Origin of the sequence: Rhodococcus sp. ZPP, assembly GCF_017656075.1 — a bacterium.
Lineage (GTDB): Bacteria > Actinomycetota > Actinomycetes > Mycobacteriales > Mycobacteriaceae > Rhodococcus_F > Rhodococcus_F oxybenzonivorans.
Genome location: NZ_CP058638.1, coordinates 1,456,562 through 1,473,853, shown reverse-complemented (window position 1 = coordinate 1,473,853; position 17,292 = coordinate 1,456,562). Strand labels below are relative to the sequence as shown.

Sequence of the window (17,292 nt, the reverse complement as noted above, 5' to 3'; positions counted from 1 at the left end):
ATGGCTACCGTCTGGACGATCCCGATCGACATCACTTCTCGCTGGCTCGACTCCGCCGAGGTCCAGGCCTTTCTCGCGTCCAACGACCTGGACAACGCATCCCCCGACCCGCTCGTGCGGTTCGCTCAGTTCTCCGACGTCACGAAGTCGCTGCAACGGAACATCGGGCACACCTATTCTTCGGTGCAGGGTGCGGCCACCGCGCTCTTCGACGGAATCGACGGTGGGGTGCCGGTTGCCCTGAAGCTGGCGGCACTGCGTCTGATCCTTCGTGAGGTCTATCAGACCCGCCGCGCCCCGGAACCGTTCCCGAAAAGGGTGGGCGACGAGCTCGGATCCTACGTCTACGCACTTCTCGACCCACGGAACCGGTCGGTCTTCTACGTCGGGAAGGGCCGGGGTACCCGGGTCTACGGCTACGTGTGGGAGGCGTTGGCGGTGGACGAGCACAGGAAGACGCTCGAAGACTCCGAGAAGGACGCCCCCGAGGTGACAGCGGCCACGATCGCCCGCATCCGGGAAATCTACGACTCCGGCCACGAGGTGGAGCACTACATCGTGGCACATCGACTGAACGCAACCGGTGACGTCGCCGAAGCCATCAGTGATGGACTGATCGGGGCTCTGGGCCTGCTGGAGGGGTCCGTACTCACCAACCTCGCGGCTGGTGCCGGCGAGCACCGCGCCGTACCCGTCGACGACCTGGTGTTGCAGTACGCGGCTGAGCCCGTGCCAAACCTGCCGACTCCCTGCGTGCTTCTCGAGGTGCCGCGCGCCGCCGAACGCGGAGTGACGCCGGACGACATCTACGAGCGCGCCCGTGGACCGTGGGCGGCCGGTGCCGCCGTCCGCAACAGCGAGAACATTCCGGTGATCGTGTTCGCCGACAACATCGTTCGCGCCGCCTACCGGGCGAAATCGTGGTCCGGAGTCGCTCGGCCGGGTGACGCGCAGTTGTGGAAGTTCACCGGTGACCTCGACCCCGACCTCGAGGCGCAGTTCGTGAACAAGCGGATCGTGCCCGCACAGGTCAATCTGAAGAAGTGGCCGTCACACGGATGGGTGCCGCACCTCACCCAGGCTCGCCCCGGCCGTTGACCGCCAGAGTGGGTACTCGTTGCAGCTCTGCCGGGGTTGTGTCCGACACCGTGATCACCAGTCCGTACCCATCGGGCTCGGGAATCGGCTGACCCCGGCGGAAGAACCGTAGTCGGTGCGGGTCGGCTGCCTCGGCTTCCATCGCCTCCCGGTCTTCGGGGGTCGGCTGACGGGCGATGGACGGGGTCGGCGCTTTCGCCACCTCCTGAATCGCGGCCGGAGTCGGTTCCTCGTCGTCCGGAACCGGGTCGGCGTCCAGAATCACCGCGGTCAGGCCGGGACGTACCAGGCTGGCCGCCACGATCGTCGAGGGCGTGGCGGTCAAGGTCGACACGGATTCGCCGCGGTGCAGCAGCCGCAGCACATCCCAGTTGTCCGCGCCCTCGACAAGGGTTTCGGCCTGTACCGGCGTCAGCGCCTCGGCCGGGTCGGCGGCGCGGAGCGGCCACCGTGGGTACACCGGGGTCGGCCACACGTACCAGCCGTCACCGCGCCACTGCGGGGGATACGCGTCCCGCGCCTTCTCGGCGAGGACCCGTCGATGGCTGGCGTGCACGTCGGCTCTGCCGAGCCAAGGGGGTAGCAATCCGTGGTCGCGTAGGTGGGCGAAGGTGTACGTGCGACCACCGCTGTACTCGAGGAGCTGTGGCGCGAGCGCCTCGGTGTGACCTCGCGCGGCCCACTCGCCGCACATGGCGACGCCATAGGCGACCAGGGCGGGGGTGAAACCTCGCCACATCGCCGTCGCGGGATGATTTTTCCAGCCGTACGACGGCCAGACGAGGGCCCGCAGGATCTGGAAGGTCTCGACGCGCTGCTTTCCGAGGCGCCGGTCGTCGAGCAACTTCGCACTGCGCACGAAACCGGAGTCGGGCACGAACGTCTGCATCCGCGAACCTTTCCGGGGCCGCGGCGCCGTCGGGGCCCCTCTCGAACCAGACTCCCACAGGCGAGGGTTGCGTGCGCCGGAACGTATATCGGCCTGAGCTTCGCAACGTAAGTCGGTGCTCTGTGGTAAGTCTGACCCCACACCGGAGTGGGGAGCGAAGGAGGGTGGTGACGTGTTCGTACTGCATCGTGCCGAGCGTTCAACCACCCTCGCCGCCGCGCTGGGCGATGTCCTCGCCACTCCACTTGCCGATCCGTTCGCCCGCGAGGTGATCGCGGTTCCCGCGAAGGGTGTGGAGCGCTGGCTGACGCAACGGCTCTCGGCGGTGCTGGGCGCGCGAGCGGACTACGGCGACGGTGTGGCCGCGAACATCGACTTCCCGTCCCCGACACGGCTGGTCGACGACGCACTCGCCGCGGCCACCGGCCTGTCCGCCGAGGATGATCCGTGGAATCCCGCCCGACTGCTGTGGGTGCTGCTCGACGTCGTCGACGGTTGCCTCGGCGAACCCTGGTGCGCTGTCCTCTCGAAACACCTCGGGTCCGGCCTGTCGGCGCAAGGTCGAGACGATCACCGGCCGCGTCGCCGGTACGCCACGGCGTCGCACCTGGTGGAACTGTTCCGGAGTTATGCCGCCCAGCGGCCGGCAATGCTCGTCGGCTGGGCGGGTGGCCACGACATCGACGGAACCGGTGGGGCGCTCGACGAGGATCTCGTGTGGCAGGCCGAACTGTGGCGTCGACTACGGACACGCGTCGGCACCCCGAGCCCCGCGGAACGGCTCGACTCGGCCTGTTCCCGGCTGCGGGACGAGCCCGGGCTCGTGGATCTCCCGCAACGCCTCTCGCTGTTCGGGCCCACCCGCCTCGCCACCGACCAGATTGCAGTGCTTTCTGCACTGGCCGCGCACCGCGACGTACACCTGTGGCTGCCGCACCCGAGTCCGGCCATGTGGGCAACTCTGACGACAACGCAGGAGGTGACTGCCCGCGCCGACGACCAGAGTGCGCTCGCCGTCCGTCACCCGCTCCTCTCGAGCCTGGCCCGTGACGTCCGCGAACTCGAAGCGCGCCTTGTGCGCCTCGACCTCGACGACGTCCACCACGACGCGCCACCGGGTCCGCAGACGCTACTGGGTCGCCTGCAAACCGACATCCGGGACGATCGGACACCGGTGCATGCCGGGATCGATCCCGACGACTCCGTGCAGGTGCACGCCTGTCACGGGCCGGCCCGCCAGGTCGAGGTCCTGCGTGAGTGCCTCCTCCACCTGTTCCAGGACGACCCCACGCTCGAACCGCGCGATGTCGTGGTCATGTGCCCCGACGTCGAGTCCTACGCACCGCTGATTCGTGCCGCATTCGGCCAGGACGTGCTCGGGCATCCCGGACACCGGCTGCGGGTACGACTCGCCGATCGTGCTCTGCACCAGACCAATCCGGTGCTCGCGGTGGTCGCGACGCTGTTGGGGCTGGCCGATTCCCGCGTCACCGCCAGTCAGGTACTCGATCTCGCCGCCGCGGTTCCGGTGCGCAAGAAGTTTCGTTTCGACGACGACGATCTCGAACGTATCCGGGAATGGGCCACCACTACCGGTGCGCGGTGGGGTATCGGGCCACGTCAGCGCACGGCCTACGGCCTCGGTGACTTCCCGCAGAATACCTTCACGACGGCACTCGATCGGATTCTGCTGGGCGCCGCTGCCGACGAGTCGGACAGCGAATGGCTCGCGCTGGCCCTGCCCCTCGATGACGTCGACAGCAACGACATCGACCTCACCGGCAGGCTGGCCGAGTTCGTCGATCGCCTCGACGTCGCCCTGCGAGGACTCGGTGGGCGACAATCGGTGGCGGAGTGGTCGCGGGCGCTGACAAGGGCTCTGGACCTCCTCGTGGAAGTGGGTGCGGCAGACGCCTGGCAGTCGGCGCAGGCGCGGCGCGAGTTGGGCGCCGCGATGGAACACGGGGGAGAGATGGTGCTGCGGCTGTCGGACGTGCGCGCCATGCTCGCCGGCAGGCTTGCGGGACGTCCCACGCGGGCCAACTTCCGCACCGGCGAACTGACGGTGTGCACGATGGTGCCGATGCGGTCCGTCCCGCACCGTGTCGTCGTTCTCCTCGGGCTCGACGACGAGGTTTTTCCCCGCGCGGCCGGCGTGGACGGCGACAACGCTCTCGCCCGCAATCCTCTGCTCGGCGAACGTGATCCGCGCAGCGAGGATCGTCAACTCCTCCTCGACGCGGTGATGTCCGCCGGTGAGAAACTGTTGCTCTTCTACACGGGCGCCGACCCGGTCACCGGTATGGTGCGGCCGCCGGCGATCCCGTTGTCCGAGTTACTCGACACGGTGGCCGTCACGCTCGGCGGCGACGCGTTGAGCCAGGTGATCACCCGTCACCCCCTGCAGCCGTTCGATGCGCGCAACTTCGAGCCCGAGCATCCGTTCAGCTTCGATCGTGTGGCACTTGCCGGGGCTCGGGCGGCTCGATCTCCCTCCGTGCCGAATCCGGCTTTCCTTCCGGACCCGCTGCCTGCGCCGCCGCCCGAAGACGTCGACCTGGCAGACCTCATCGCCTTCCTCGTACATCCCACGCAGGCGTTCCTCCGGCAACGGCTGGGTCTGCGCATTCCCGAGGTGGATGAGGACATCGCCGACGCACTCGATATCGCGCCCGACCCCCTCGCGCGGTGGGATCTCGGACAACGGATGCTCGTCGCGCGGCTCGCCGGAACCGAGCCGGCCGATTTCCGCGCCGCCGAGTGGCGCCGCGGCACACTGCCGCCGTTCAAGCTGGGGGAGTCGGTGCTCGGGGCCATCGAACACGGTGTCGAGGCGCTCGTCGCCGTCAGCGCACCCGTCCATGTGGGCCGCGCGCAGACCGTGGATGTGGACGTCGACCTCGGCTCCGGCCGGCGTCTCACCGGGACTGTCGGCGGCGTCCACGGTTCGGTGATCGCGAACACCACCTATTCACGGCTCGGTCCGAAACATCGCCTCGCCGCGTGGGCGCAACTGCTGGCAGTCGCGGCGTCGGGCAAGGGCGACGCATGGTCCGCCGTCACCACGGGCCGCGGCGCGTACAGCAGACCCGCGTGGCGTTCCACGTTGACCGCTCCGCCCGACGCCCTCGAGCAGCTCACTCGCCTCGTCGAACTCCGCGACCTCGGGTTGCATGCGCCGCTGCCGATCGCGACCGGCGCCTCGGCGGCCTATGCGGAACGGCGGTACGGCGGAAGCAGCGTCGAGGATGCGATCGAGGCGGCGCGGCGGGAATGGAGCAGCGACTTCGGGGATGCCAAAGACCGTCACATCGTTTATGTTCACGGGCCCTCGCCGAGTATCAACGTTCTCGGTGATTCGGTGGTGTTCGACGACTACGCCCGGAGACTGTGGGCGCCGCTGCTGGCGGCCGAGACGCTGGCGCAGCCATGACCGACACCCGGGGGTTCGATCTGCTCGGACCGTTGCCGTCGGGCACCACCGTGCTCGAGGCCAGCGCTGGGACGGGGAAGACCTACGCGATCGTGGGACTCGCCGCCCGCTTCGTCGCGGAAGGTGGAATCGACCTCTCGCGACTCCTGCTGGTCACCTTCAGCCGCGCGGCGACCCAGGAACTGCGCGAGCGCACCCGGGAACGCTTTCGCAGTGTGGCAACAGAATTGGCCGATCCTCGGCAGGCCCTCCGCGGCGAGGATCAGGTCATCCGGCACCTGGCCGACGCCGACCCCGAGGAGGTGGCACTGCGACGTCGACGACTTCTCCAGGCTCTGTCCGACTTCGATGCGGCCACCATCGTCACCACCCACAGCTTCTGCCAGCGCATGCTCGACGGCCTCGGCATCGCCGGTGAACGGGACCCCGACGCGGTGCTCGTCGAGGCCGCCGACGACCTCGTCACCGAGGTGATCGACGACCTCTACCTCAGCGCCTACAGCCGTGCCGAGTCCGCACCGTTCACCCCGGCGGAAGCCACCGCCGCCGCACGGGCCGCCATCTTCGATCCCCAGGCCGTGCTCGCACCGGAAGACGCGCGCGGCACCCCCGCAGGCGAACGGGTTGCGTTCGCCGAGGCGGTACGCGGCGAGGTGGAATGTCGCAAACGCGCTGTGGGACTGCGTGACTTCGACGATCTGCCAGCTCTCCTCCATCGCGTACTCACCCATCCCGAACACGGTGAGGCCGCCTGCCGGCGAGTGCGGGACCGGTACGACGTCGTCCTCGTCGACGAGTTTCAGGACACCGATCCGCTGCAATGGGACATCCTCGGCAGAACCTTTCACCGGGGCGGTCAGGCTTCGCGGCACCGCGCGGGAACGTTGGTGCTCGTCGGTGATCCGAAGCAGGCGATCTACGCGTTCCGGGGGGCCGAGGTACTCAGCTACCTCGACGCAGTCCAGTCGGCCGACAGCCACGAGGAACTGGTCACCAACTGGCGCAGCGATCAGGAACTGCTCGACGCACTGGAGTACCTCCACGGAGGAGCCGCCCTCGGCCATCCCGACATCGTGGTGCACCGAGTGGACGGCGCCCGACCGAAGTCGCGGCTCACCGGGTCGGCACCGCTGCGTCTGCGTTACCTTCCTCGCACCGGCGCGGGTGCGATCAACAAATCGGGTTACCCCGCCGTCAGTCCGCTGCGCAACCGGGTGGCAGCCGACCTCGCAGCAGACATTGTCCGCACCCTCGACGGCGGTGTCACACTCGACATCGGCGGCGTGTCCCGGGCGGTTCAACCGGGCGACATCGCCGTTCTGGTGCGGACCAACGCGCAGATCACGCTGGTGCACGACGCCCTCGACCGCGCCGGGGTCCCGTCGGTCCTCGCAGGCGGAGCCAGTGTGTTCACCACACCCGCTGCGCAGCACTGGCTGTGGGTTCTGCAGGCACTCGAGCAACCGCACCGTTCCGATCGAGTCCGGCTCGCCGCCCTCACACCGTTGCTCGGACACACCGCGGAGGAACTCGATGCCCGCGGTGACGACATCGTCGCCGAAGTCGGAGGGTTGCTGCGTGAACTCGCCTCGGTGTTTGCGCTGTCCGGTTTCGCGGCCCTCTTCGAACGTCTCGCGGCGATCGGGCGGCTCGAGGCGCGGCTGCTCGCCGTCTCCGCCGGAGAGCGCGCACTCACCGACCTCCGCCACGTGGCGCAGTTGCTCAACGGCGCCGCCGTGGAGAAGTCCCTCGGCCTCACCGCCATCACCCGGTGGCTCACCGAACGGATGAAGGATCCGTCGTCCGGCGACGTCGACCGCAGCCGACGCCTGGACAGCGATGCCGCGGCAGTGCAGATCGCGACCGTCCATGCCAGCAAGGGTCTCGAGTTTCCGCTCGTCTACCTGCCTTACGCGTGGGATGCTGCGAAGAATCCGAAACCGAACAAGCTGCTGCTGCACGACGACAACGGGCGGCGCATCCTCGACGTCGGAGGCCCGAACAGTCCGGGCTATGCGGAACGTAAAAGCAGGCACGACGCGGAAGAAGCGGGCGAGGAGCTTCGCCTGCTGTACGTTGCGCTCACCCGGGCGATGTGCGGTCTCGTGCTGTGGTGGGCGCCCGCCTTCTCGACGGGCGGTGCGCCGCTGCACCGGATGATCCTCGGCCGCGCGCCGGGACAGCGCGACGTGCCACAGAAAGCGAACGTTCCGGAAGACCCGGTCGTCGCCGATCGGTTGTCCGCCTGGGGTGCCGGCGGTCCCGACACGGTGCACGTCGAGCCCGTCGGTTCCGAAGCGGTGCCACCCGCGCAGTGGTCACCGCTCAAAGAGTCGGGTGGTGACCTCGAGGCCGCCCGGTTCCAGCGCCTTCTCGACACTCGGTGGCGGCGAACCTCGTACTCGGCGTTGACTGCGTCCGCGCACGAAAGCCCGGCAGTGGGCAGCGAAGCGGAGGTCGACGTCAAGGCGGACGAACCAGACGAGCCGCCGCTGCACGCGCCGGAAGACGGGGGCACCGGTCTCGCCTCGACGATGAACGACCTCCCCGGCGGCGCGACATTCGGAACCCTCGTCCACGCCGTGTTCGAAGTCGTCGACACCACCGCCTCCGACCTCGAATCCGAACTCGTGCGCTGTTGCACCGAGGTGATCGCGTCGACCATGTCGGAGATCGATCCGGCGCGGCTCGCTGCCGCCCTGCTGCCCGTACTGCACACACCCCTCGGATCCGCGGCGGCACGGACGCTCGCGGAGCTTGCGCCCGCAGACCTGCTCGCGGAACTCGAATTCGAGCTTCCACTCGCCGGCGGAGACACACCCTCGCTCACGGTGATGCTCGACGGCGTCGGCAGACTGTTGCGCACCCACCTTGCCGCCGACGATCCGCTGTGGCCGTACGCGGATGCCGTGACCACTTTGGAACCCACGCCGTTGCGTGGATACCTCACCGGCAGTATCGATGCCGTGATACGGCTGCCCGGCCCTCGCTACATCGTCGTCGACTACAAGACGAATCGACTGGCGCAGGGTGAGTTGACCACCGCCCATTACACGCGGGAGCGGATGGCCACGGAGATGATCCGGTCGCATTATCCGCTTCAGGCGCTGCTGTATTCTGTTGCGCTGCATCGCTATTTGCGGTGGCGTCAGCCCGGCTACGACCCAGCCCTACATCTCGCCGGCGTGCAATATCTGTTCGTGCGCGGAATGGTCGGGCCCGACACGCCGCCGGGATGCGGGGTCTTCGACTGGACGCCCCCAGCCGCGCTGGTGACCGAACTGTCCGACCTGTTGTCCGGGATCGAGGCGACGCCATGACCGACGTCCGGGTAGCCCAGCGCGGCAAGGGTGTGCTGCGAATCTTCAACGAGGCAGGAGTGCTCGCGGCTGCGGATGTCCATGTGGCGCTGCGGTTGTCCGCTCTCGCCGGGGAGACGTCGCCGGACGTCTACCTGGCCACCGCCCTCGCGGTCCGGGCAGTGCGGGCCGGCTCGGTGTGCCTCGATCTGACTCGGCTCCGGGAAGTGACGATCGACGAGGAGTCCGAGGTCGATCTGGACGATCTGCCGTGGCCGGACGACTCCACGGTCATCGAGGCGCTGCGCCGCAGTCCGCTCGTCGTCGGTGGACCGGCCGGACCGCTGCGACCGCTGCGGCTGGTGGATACCGCTGAAGGCGAATTGCTCTACCTCGACCGGTATTTCCGGCAGGAGGAGACGATCCGTCGCGTCCTCGACCAGCGCGCTTCCGGGCACCCCGTCGTCGACGAAGCATCACTACGCCGCGGGTTGGACACTCTGTTCCGCGATCAGAACGATCCGGCCGGCTCCTCGGCCCCGCCGGATCGGCAACGGATCGCAGCCGCTGTCGCCGCGACCCACTGGACCTCGGTGATCGTGGGAGGACCGGGTACCGGAAAAACGCACACCGTGGCCCGCGTGCTGGCCCTGCTGTCGATGCAGACCGACCGACCACGACGCATCGCCCTCGCCGCACCCACGGGCAAGGCGGCGGCTCGGTTGCAGGAATCGGTGCGGGATCAGGCGGGCGAGCTGGGCTTGCCACCCGATCTGACAGCGATGACGCTGCACCGCATGCTGGGCTGGCAACGCGGACGGGGCAGCCGATTCCGCTACAACGCCGACAATCATGTGCCCTACGACGTGATCGTGGTGGACGAGACCTCGATGGTGTCGTTGACCATGATGTGCCGGCTCCTCGAGGCGCTTCGTCCCAACACACAACTCGTGCTCGTCGGCGATCCCGACCAGTTGACGTCCGTCGACGCGGGCGCGGTGCTGGCCGACCTGGTGGCTCGACCCATGTCAGGGAAGGAGAATCCGCTACTCGCACGTCTGGTCGGGAAGGACATGGATGCGGCGGACGACCCGGACGAGGCCGCGCTGAGTGCGGCGGAACGGGATCGGCTGCGCGGGGGAGTCGTGCGGCTCAGCCGGGGCCGCCGCTTCGGCGGTGGCATCGCCCAACTCGCTGTCGCGGTGCGAGACGCGGACGAGGACCGCGTGATGGATCTGCTGCGCAGTGATGCCCCCGAGGTGTCGTTCCACGACGTCGACGATCTCGGGGCGCTGCGGAAGGACGTGGTCGACACTGCAGCGGGTGTCACCGAGGCCGCGTCGGGCGGCGACGCCTCGGCGGCACTGCAGCTTTCGGAGGCGCATCGCCTGCTCTGTGCGCACCGGGAGGGTCCGTACGGTGTCGCATGGTGGGCGCGGCAGGCCATGGAGTGGATCGGTGAGGCTTCAGGGCAGCGGCTGGACCCGGACCGCTGGTATCCCGGTCAGCCGCTTCTGGTCACGGCCAACGATCACGAGACGCGCATCTACAACGGTGACACCGGGGTGATCGTGCGACGCGCCGACGACGAACTCGTTGCCGCCTTCGCGCGCGGCAACGAACCCTTTCTGTTGCATCCCACGCACCTGTCGGCGGTGCAGACCGTCTACGCCATGACGATTCACCGCAGTCAGGGCAGTCAGTACGACACGGTGTCCGTGGTGCTACCGGGAGCGGAGTCCTCGTTGCTGACCCGGGAACTGCTGTATACGGCGATCACGCGGGCCCGTCGGCACGTGCGGATCATCGGGACAGAGGAGGCGGTGCGGGCGGGTGTGCAACGCCGGGTGCTGCGGGCGAGTGGGCTGCGGCGGACCTTCCGGTAGACCGGCTTTGCCGAGAGGTGACCATGGCTGTGTCCTCACCGCTAGGTGCGGGCGGACGGTGTGCTGGCAAGTCGATTGCGGGCCCGATTGCCTGCCGGTGTGACGGGCACGCGGGCGGTGAACCGCGCCAGCCCGAGCGCTGGAGCGCCGACATAGATCGACTCCGCGCGATCGATCGAATAGGTTTCGTGCCACACCCCCACTGCTCCCGGCGCCCGGCGGGCCCGTCGATTGAAGGCCGCCCAGGCGGGCCGGTGTCGGGCGGCGGGGTTGCTCGCGTAGGCGTACAGCTTGTCAGCCGAACTCCAGTACTGGATCAAGGTGGGTCCGCGCCCCTCGATCACCAGGCGGTAACCCAGCAAACCCGAGTCGGGGTCCTGCGACAGTTCACGCAACATCCTCGGCATGGCGAGGAAGGCGGGCAGCCACAAATCCGGGCGCCACGGTCGGTTGATGGTCATCCCGATCAGGAAGAGCACCAGCTCACCGTCGTAATGGTGGGTGGAACGGCCGGATTCGATCGTCGACATCGGATGCCTCCCGAGATTGGATATCTGCACTATCCAATAATGGATAGTGCAGATATCCAATGTCAAGGGGTGGGGGCATGCGAGTTGCCGGGATGCGCAGTGCGCAGCCCGGTCGTGAGATCGCGGTTGGGGACTACGGGGACGGAGCGGGAGGCGTAACGGGGACGACGGAGGCGAGCGCGCGCTCGTGGGCGTCGGTGGACCAATTCGGGTCGGTCGTGATGTCGAGGTCACCGACGATTCGGCCGAAGATGTCGATGCCGGTGCGGTACAGGACCATGGCGTTGCGCTGCGAGTCCGTGAAATTCGTGTCAGTGAGGTTGGCGTCGCTCAGATTTGCGTAGGACAGGTTCGCTGCGGTGAAGTTTGTGCCGGCGAGATTGGCGAACGTCAGGTTTGCGCCCGACAGGTCGGCGAAACTCAGATTCATGCCCGCGAGATTCACCCTGCTCAGATCGGCGCCGGGGCAGGTCGTGTGATGCTCGGGTGTCGGGTCGGCCACGATCGTGCAGCCGTTGATCTGGGTGTCTGCGGAGGCAGCGCCCACACCGCAGGTGAGCGCGACACCAGCGGCCACCGCCACCGCCACAGTTCCGAAATACGTCCTGCTCATGCCGGACCGCCCCCTCACCGATGAACCTCAACCGTCACCGCCGAACATAGTGCGGAGCGCACTGCCCCGCACGAGGAATCGCGACACCGGTTCGTCCTGCGAGGCGTTGTGGGGCTGCGAGGCGTTGTGAGACACAGACGCCCCCCTTCTCGGTAGACGCACCCGTTCCAGGGCCCGAAAAGGGGTGCGTGGGCGCAGAAGGGGTGCGCGTGTGGGTGCGGTGCCGGGGAAAGCGACTACTCGCAGGCGATTCCGTCGTTGTCCCGGTCGAGGTGCGGCGCGTAGCCGTCCTGGCCGCGGTAGATCGGCGTCACGCCGGCGTTGCGGGCCTCGGTGCAGTTCTTGTACCCAGCCCTCGGAGCGGGAGCAGGCGGTGCAGGAGCCACCTGGGGCGCGGGGGCGGCCTGCGGGGCCGGCGCCACCTGTGGTGCGGGCGCGGCCTGCGGGGCCGGCGCCACCTGTGGTGCGGGTGCCGGTGCTACCGGGGCGGCGGGTGCGGGCGGCAGAAGCGGGTTCACGGCGTCGGCCGAACCGCTCGGGATCAGTGCGGCGATCTCCGGCGGCAGGAAGTCGAAAACCGTGGACGCCTGCGCGGTCGGCGTAGCTGCCAGGGCAATGGCCGCAGATCCGAAGATGGTGAGAGCTGCACGTCGTGCCTTCATGGTGGTTCCTCGTTCATAGGGGTGGACTGCGACAGGACGCGGGGCCGAATTGGCGAACCGCACTGTCGGATGTTAGCCACGGCATAGCGGAGCGTGAAACCCGGTGTAGGTCAGGGAGGTTCGTTGTCAGTCGAGTGAATGACATCCGTGCCGAGTGACTCGCGCACTTCTTTTCGTCAGACGCACCCGTTCCAGGGCCCGAAAAGGGGTGCGTGGGCGCAGAAGGGGTGCGTGTATGGGTGCGGTGCCGGGGATCGACTGTGCGGACGCGGGCTTCTACGCGCCGGGGAGCATCCGTGCGTCGATCGCCTCGACGATGGTGTGCCAGATCCGGCTTGTCGGATCGATGACGGCGAAGTGATCGCCGGGCCCCTCGATCATGGCGACGTCATCGGTGGTCGCCGCGGCGGCCGCGGAGTACTCCCTGCTCATTTCCAGTATGTCCGGTTCGTCCTGGAGGGCGCAGGCGACCACCTGCGGGATGCCGAGGGGGAGTCGGTCGATCGGCGACGACGCCTCGTACGTCTCGCGGTCCTCGGACCAGTGATTGCCGACGGCCATCGCCACGGCGCCTTCGCTGAGGTGGCGATCGTCCGCGAGCCGCAGATTCAGGACACCGGCGAGGCTGACGGCGAGCGCGAGGGGAACTGCTGGCGCATCGGCGGCGGCGCGAAGCGCGAGCTGAGCACCGGCCGAGTGGCCGAGTACGACGAGGCGGCCCGGGTCCACACCCGGAAGAGTCGATACGGCCGCAACGGCGGCGGCGACATCGGACGACATGTCCGCCCAGCGATGTTCGGCGTTCCGTCGATACTCGACGTTCCACGTGACATACCCGCGGGCGGTCAGATCGACCGCGAGGGCATCCATCAGGTCGAACTCCCACCGTGTGCGCCAGAACCCGCCGTGGATGAGTGCGACGGCGGGGAAGGGGCCGTTTCCGTCCGGGATTCGGAGTTCGGCGCGTTGATCCGGGTGGCTTCCGTACCGGACCATCGTCCCGGGTTGGAAGCGGTGGTGGTACCAGCTGTCGACGGCGTACCGCAGGCCGTCGAGTCCTCTGCCGCGTATGTGGGCGCGGACGCCCGCCGAGCGATCGGCGTCGCAGTCACCGAAGTCGACGCGGATCACGCCGCCTTTCGGGGGTGTGAAGGATTTCCCGGTACCGGGCACGACGATGAACTCGTCTCGCCCCGCCGCCGAAAGCGTGGCCCACTCCAGCTCAGCGCTGTCCGTGGTGAACGTCAAGTCGCCGGTCAGCCCGCGCGCACTCAGCGCCCGGTGTAGGAGCTCTTCCACGGTTCCGCGGTGTGCCACGACCCCGGGGGCGAACACGACATCGACTCGGCGACTGGGTGCATTCACGAATCCACCGTACTTTCCGATAGTGACATCTGCCTAGCGGCCGCCACGATTATGTAATATGAAGGGCGAGGGCCCGGTACTCGAACACCAGCAGTGAGGACAGTCATGGGCGTGCAGGCCAACACCAGAGCCATCGAGAAAGACATCGTCACCGACTTCAGCGAGCGCATGAGCTATGGCTCGTATCTGGACCTCGACACCCTGTTGAGCGCGCAGAAGCCGGTGAGCCGCCCGGAGCACCACGACGAACTGCTGTTCATCATCCAGCACCAGACCACCGAACTCTGGCTGAAGCTCGTCCTCCACGAAACCCTCGCGGCGCGCGCCTCTTTCGACGACGACGACATCGGTAAGGCGCTCAAGTGTGTGGCGCGCGTGAAGCACATCCAGAAGACGCTGACCGAACAGTGGTCGGTCCTCGCCACGCTGACGCCCACGGAGTACTCCGAGTTCCGCCAGTTCCTCGGCAATTCGTCCGGGTTCCAGTCGTACCAGTACCGCGCCGTCGAGTTCGTGCTCGGCAACAAGAACGCGGGAATGCTGAAGGTGTTCGAAGCGGATCCTGCCGCCCACGATCTGCTGGGGCGGCTCCTCGCCGAGCCCAGTCTCTACGACGCGTTCTGGCAGTGCCTGTCGCGGCTGGGGTACGACGTGCCGGCATCCGCGCTGAACCGCGATGTGACCGCCGCCTACACGCTCAACGAGGATTTGATGCCCCTGATCAAGTTCGTCTACGAGAACCACGACGACCACTGGGCCGTCTATGAGGCGTTCGAGGAGTTCGTCGATCTCGAAGAGAACTTCCAACTGTGGCGCTTTCGGCACATGCGCACGGTGCTGCGCACCATCGGCATGAAATCCGGGACCGGAGGATCGAGCGGGGTGGGATTTCTGCAGAAGGCACTGGAGTTGACATTCTTCCCGGAACTGCTGGCCGTGCGCACCGAGATCGGACGATGATGACCACGTCTACCGGTGTGCTGACCGTCCGCGCCGAGCACCTCGACGCTGCGGACCCGCTGCGTTCCTACCGTGACCTGTTCATCGGCGCCGATGATCCTGCGGTGGTGGCGTACCTCGACGGCAACTCGCTCGGACGGCCCACTCGGGCGAGTGCCGAGCGGATCAACTCCTTCGTCACCGGGGCGTGGGGTGGCCGGCTGATTCGCGGCTGGGACGAGGAGTGGTTCGAACTCCCTATCACCATCGGCGACACCCTCGCGCGGGTTGCGCTCGGAGCGGCCCGTGGGCAGACGACCATCGGTGATTCGACGACGGTCCTGCTGTACAAGCTTGCCCGCGGCGCCCTCGCGTTGCGGCCGGGGCGCACCGAGATCGTCGTGGACCGCGACAACTTCCCGACGGACCGGTACGTGCTGGAGTCCATTGCCGGAGAACTCGGCCTCACGTTGCGGTGGATCGAGTCGGATCGGCGCGGTGGCGTCAGCCTCGACGACCTGAAATCCGTCGTATCGGAACGCACGGCGCTCGTCGTTCTCAGTCATGTCGCATACCGCTCGGGTTACCTGGTGGACGCCGCCGGGGCCGCACGCGTGACTCGTGAGGCGGGCGCACTACTGCTGCTCGACCTGTGTCACTCGGTGGGGTCGGTCCCACTCGAGCTCGACAGCTGGGGTGTGGATCTGGCGGTCGGGTGCACCTACAAGTACCTCAACGGCGGGCCTGGGTCACCCGCGTTCGCGTACGTCCGAGCCGAGCACCAGGGGAAATTCGTGCAGCCGATCTGGGGTTGGATGGGTCGCGACAACCCGTTCGCGATGGCCCAGGGCTACGAACCGGCTCCCGGCATCCGTCGGGTGATCAGCGGAACGCCGTCGGTCCTCGGCATGCTCGCGATGCAGGACACTCTCGCACTGATCGACGAGGTCGGTATGGCGGCCATCCGGGCCAAGTCGGTGGCACTGACGGAGTATGCGCTCGAGCTCGTGCGAACGTTGCTGTTTCCGCTGGGCGTGGAGATCGGATCACCGGGGGATTCTGCTGAGCGGGGTGGTCACGTGATCATCGATCACCCGCGATTCGAGGCCGTCATCGAGACGCTGTGGCGTAAGGGGGTCTTCCCCGACTTTCGTGCCCCCCACGGGTTGCGTCTGGGCCTCAGCCCTCTGAGCACGAGCTTCTCCGAGGTGTGCGCCGGAGTACTGGCGATCCGTGATGAACTCACCGCCTGAACCGGCAAGCGCGATCCTCGACGACTTCGATTCGCGACCCGGCAGCGCGACGTCGCTGATCCGAACCGTCCTCGGCGCGTACGTGCGCGACCTCGGCGGGTGGGTGGCGATCGCCGACTTCGTCGGATTGATGCAGGCCGTGGGCATCCCGTCCGAATCGACGCGCATCGCAGTGACTCGCTTGAAGAAGAGGGGGGTGCTGCGGGCCCGCGTCTGCGACGGGCGGAACGGGTACGAGGTGACCGAGCAGGCGGAGGCGATGTTCAGCCGCGGCGATCCGCGGATCTTCGGCTTCCGTCAGATGGCGGAAGGCGACCCCTGGCGTCTGATCTCGTTCACCATTCCCGAAACGCAACGGGCAGCGCGACACCAGTTGCGCAGGCGGCTCGGGTGGATCGGGTGCGGAACGGTGTCACCGGGTCTGTGGATTGCCCCCGAATATCTCGCGGAGGAGGTGGGGGACATCGTCGACGCGCTGGGCCTGTCCGCGTATGTGACCACCTTCGTTTCGACGTCGATGTTTGTGCCCGACTCGAAAGCGGACGCGGCAGCGAGGTGGTGGGATCTCGACGGCATCGCTGCTCGCCACCGGGCCTTCCTGACCCATCACCGCGCCGCTCTGTCGACGACAGAGCAGGTTTCACCGCGCGAGGCCTTCGTTCGTTTCGCTCCGCTGCTCGACGAATGGCGGATCATCCCGTACATCGACCCGGGCCTGCCTGCCGAAATGTTGCCCGACGACTGGCCCGGCTCCGACAGTGTTCGCCTGTTCGCGTCGGCGCGGGACCGCTACCTCACCGGAAGCCGAGAGTGGGTGCGCAGCATCCAGTCCCGACTTCCGGCGTGAGGCGGCTATCCCAGAAATTCCTCACCGATGATCTTGGCCCATTCCTCGGCCTGGTCCTTGGGGCGGATGCTGCTCGAGCCGTCGTGCCGGCCGTGTTCGCCCACCTGGACGGCGCCGAGGGAGACGAGCTTTTCGGCGAGTATTTCGCCGCCCCGGTTGTAGGTGTCTTCGTAGACCTTGTCGCCGAGGCCGAAGAGCGCGAAGCGCAATCCGTTCAGGTCCGGTTCGTCCTCGTCGAGTCCCTCGAAGAAAGGTTCAGCGCCGGTGGGCAATTCACCCTCACCGTAGGTGGAGCACACGATGACGTGGAAGTTCTCCGGGTCGAGATCACCGGCGTCGTACTCCATCATGTCGTACAGGGACGTGTCGTCGTAGGCGCCGAGCACGTCGGCGAGATGATCGGCAACCAGTTCGGCGGTACCGCCCTCGCTACCGTACAGAATCACCACTGCCATGGTTCTTGCTTCTCCTCGTAAGT

13 protein-coding genes are annotated in these 17,292 nt (G+C 67.5%); 7 read left to right on the top strand and 6 right to left on the bottom strand.

Annotated elements, in window-relative coordinates:
- Nucleotides 1-1,098: a GIY-YIG nuclease family protein gene (locus tag HYG77_RS06930; RefSeq protein ID WP_109328217.1), complete on the top strand. Its 1,098-nt coding sequence runs from the start codon at nt 1-3 to the stop codon at nt 1,096-1,098.
- Here the strand turns inward: HYG77_RS06930 and HYG77_RS06925 are convergent.
- Nucleotides 1,073-1,987: an MSMEG_6728 family protein gene (locus tag HYG77_RS06925; RefSeq protein ID WP_208962249.1), complete on the bottom strand. Its 915-nt coding sequence runs from the start codon at nt 1,985-1,987 to the stop codon at nt 1,073-1,075. The two genes, HYG77_RS06930 and HYG77_RS06925, sit on opposite strands and share 26 nt — an antisense overlap.
- 172 nt (nt 1,988-2,159) lie before the next feature.
- Between HYG77_RS06925 and recC the strand changes: the two genes are divergently transcribed.
- From recC to recD, 3 genes are read left to right on the top strand one after another with little or no spacing between them, the layout of a single operon-like run.
- Nucleotides 2,160-5,420 (top strand): exodeoxyribonuclease V subunit gamma, encoded by a 3,261-nt coding sequence (gene recC / locus HYG77_RS06920; protein ID WP_208962248.1) that lies wholly within the window; start codon nt 2,160-2,162, stop codon nt 5,418-5,420.
- Nucleotides 5,417-8,740, top strand: coding sequence for a UvrD-helicase domain-containing protein (locus HYG77_RS06915; RefSeq protein WP_208962247.1), 3,324 nt, complete (start codon nt 5,417-5,419; stop codon nt 8,738-8,740). Before recC ends, HYG77_RS06915 begins: the two co-directional genes overlap by 4 nt.
- A complete protein-coding gene (gene recD / locus HYG77_RS06910; protein ID WP_208962246.1) occupies nt 8,737-10,605 on the top strand; it encodes an exodeoxyribonuclease V subunit alpha in 1,869 nt (622 codons plus the stop codon). Before HYG77_RS06915 ends, recD begins: the two co-directional genes overlap by 4 nt.
- Nucleotides 10,606-10,646: 41 nt before the next feature.
- Here the strand turns inward: recD and HYG77_RS06905 are convergent, their stop codons facing one another.
- From HYG77_RS06905 to HYG77_RS06890, 4 genes are all read right to left on the bottom strand, one after another.
- Nucleotides 10,647-11,135 (bottom strand): DUF4188 domain-containing protein, encoded by a 489-nt coding sequence (locus HYG77_RS06905; RefSeq protein WP_109328225.1) that lies wholly within the window; start codon nt 11,133-11,135, stop codon nt 10,647-10,649.
- Between the two features lie 133 nt (nt 11,136-11,268).
- Complete coding sequence (locus tag HYG77_RS06900) at nt 11,269-11,748, bottom strand: pentapeptide repeat-containing protein (protein WP_208962245.1); 480 nt, start codon at nt 11,746-11,748, stop codon at nt 11,269-11,271.
- A gap of 236 nt (nt 11,749-11,984) precedes the next feature.
- Nucleotides 11,985-12,410: an excalibur calcium-binding domain-containing protein gene (locus HYG77_RS06895; RefSeq protein WP_208962244.1), complete on the bottom strand. Its 426-nt coding sequence runs from the start codon at nt 12,408-12,410 to the stop codon at nt 11,985-11,987.
- A gap of 276 nt (nt 12,411-12,686) precedes the next feature.
- Nucleotides 12,687-13,775: an alpha/beta fold hydrolase gene (locus HYG77_RS06890; protein ID WP_208962243.1), complete on the bottom strand. Its 1,089-nt coding sequence runs from the start codon at nt 13,773-13,775 to the stop codon at nt 12,687-12,689.
- 105 nt (nt 13,776-13,880) lie between these two features.
- Here HYG77_RS06890 and HYG77_RS06885 point away from each other — a divergent pair, with 105 nt between their 5' ends.
- Genes HYG77_RS06885 through HYG77_RS06875 form a run of 3 tightly spaced genes read left to right on the top strand, consistent with a single transcriptional unit; the run spans nt 13,881 to nt 16,814 of the window.
- The gene (locus tag HYG77_RS06885) at nt 13,881-14,735 is read left to right on the top strand and encodes a tryptophan 2,3-dioxygenase family protein (RefSeq protein WP_208962242.1); all 855 of its coding nucleotides are present in this window, start codon (nt 13,881-13,883) and stop codon (nt 14,733-14,735) included.
- Complete coding sequence (locus tag HYG77_RS06880; RefSeq protein ID WP_208962241.1) at nt 14,732-15,967, top strand: aminotransferase class V-fold PLP-dependent enzyme; 1,236 nt, start codon at nt 14,732-14,734, stop codon at nt 15,965-15,967. The genes HYG77_RS06885 and HYG77_RS06880 overlap by 4 nt, the downstream gene beginning before the upstream one ends.
- Complete coding sequence (locus HYG77_RS06875; RefSeq protein WP_208962240.1) at nt 15,951-16,814, top strand: PaaX family transcriptional regulator C-terminal domain-containing protein; 864 nt, start codon at nt 15,951-15,953, stop codon at nt 16,812-16,814. Before HYG77_RS06880 ends, HYG77_RS06875 begins: the two co-directional genes overlap by 17 nt.
- Nucleotides 16,815-16,819: 5 nt before the next feature.
- Here the strand turns inward: HYG77_RS06875 and HYG77_RS06870 are convergent, their stop codons facing one another.
- Complete coding sequence (locus HYG77_RS06870) at nt 16,820-17,269, bottom strand: flavodoxin domain-containing protein (RefSeq protein WP_208962239.1); 450 nt, start codon at nt 17,267-17,269, stop codon at nt 16,820-16,822.
- Nucleotides 17,270-17,292: the final 23 nt, after the last annotated feature.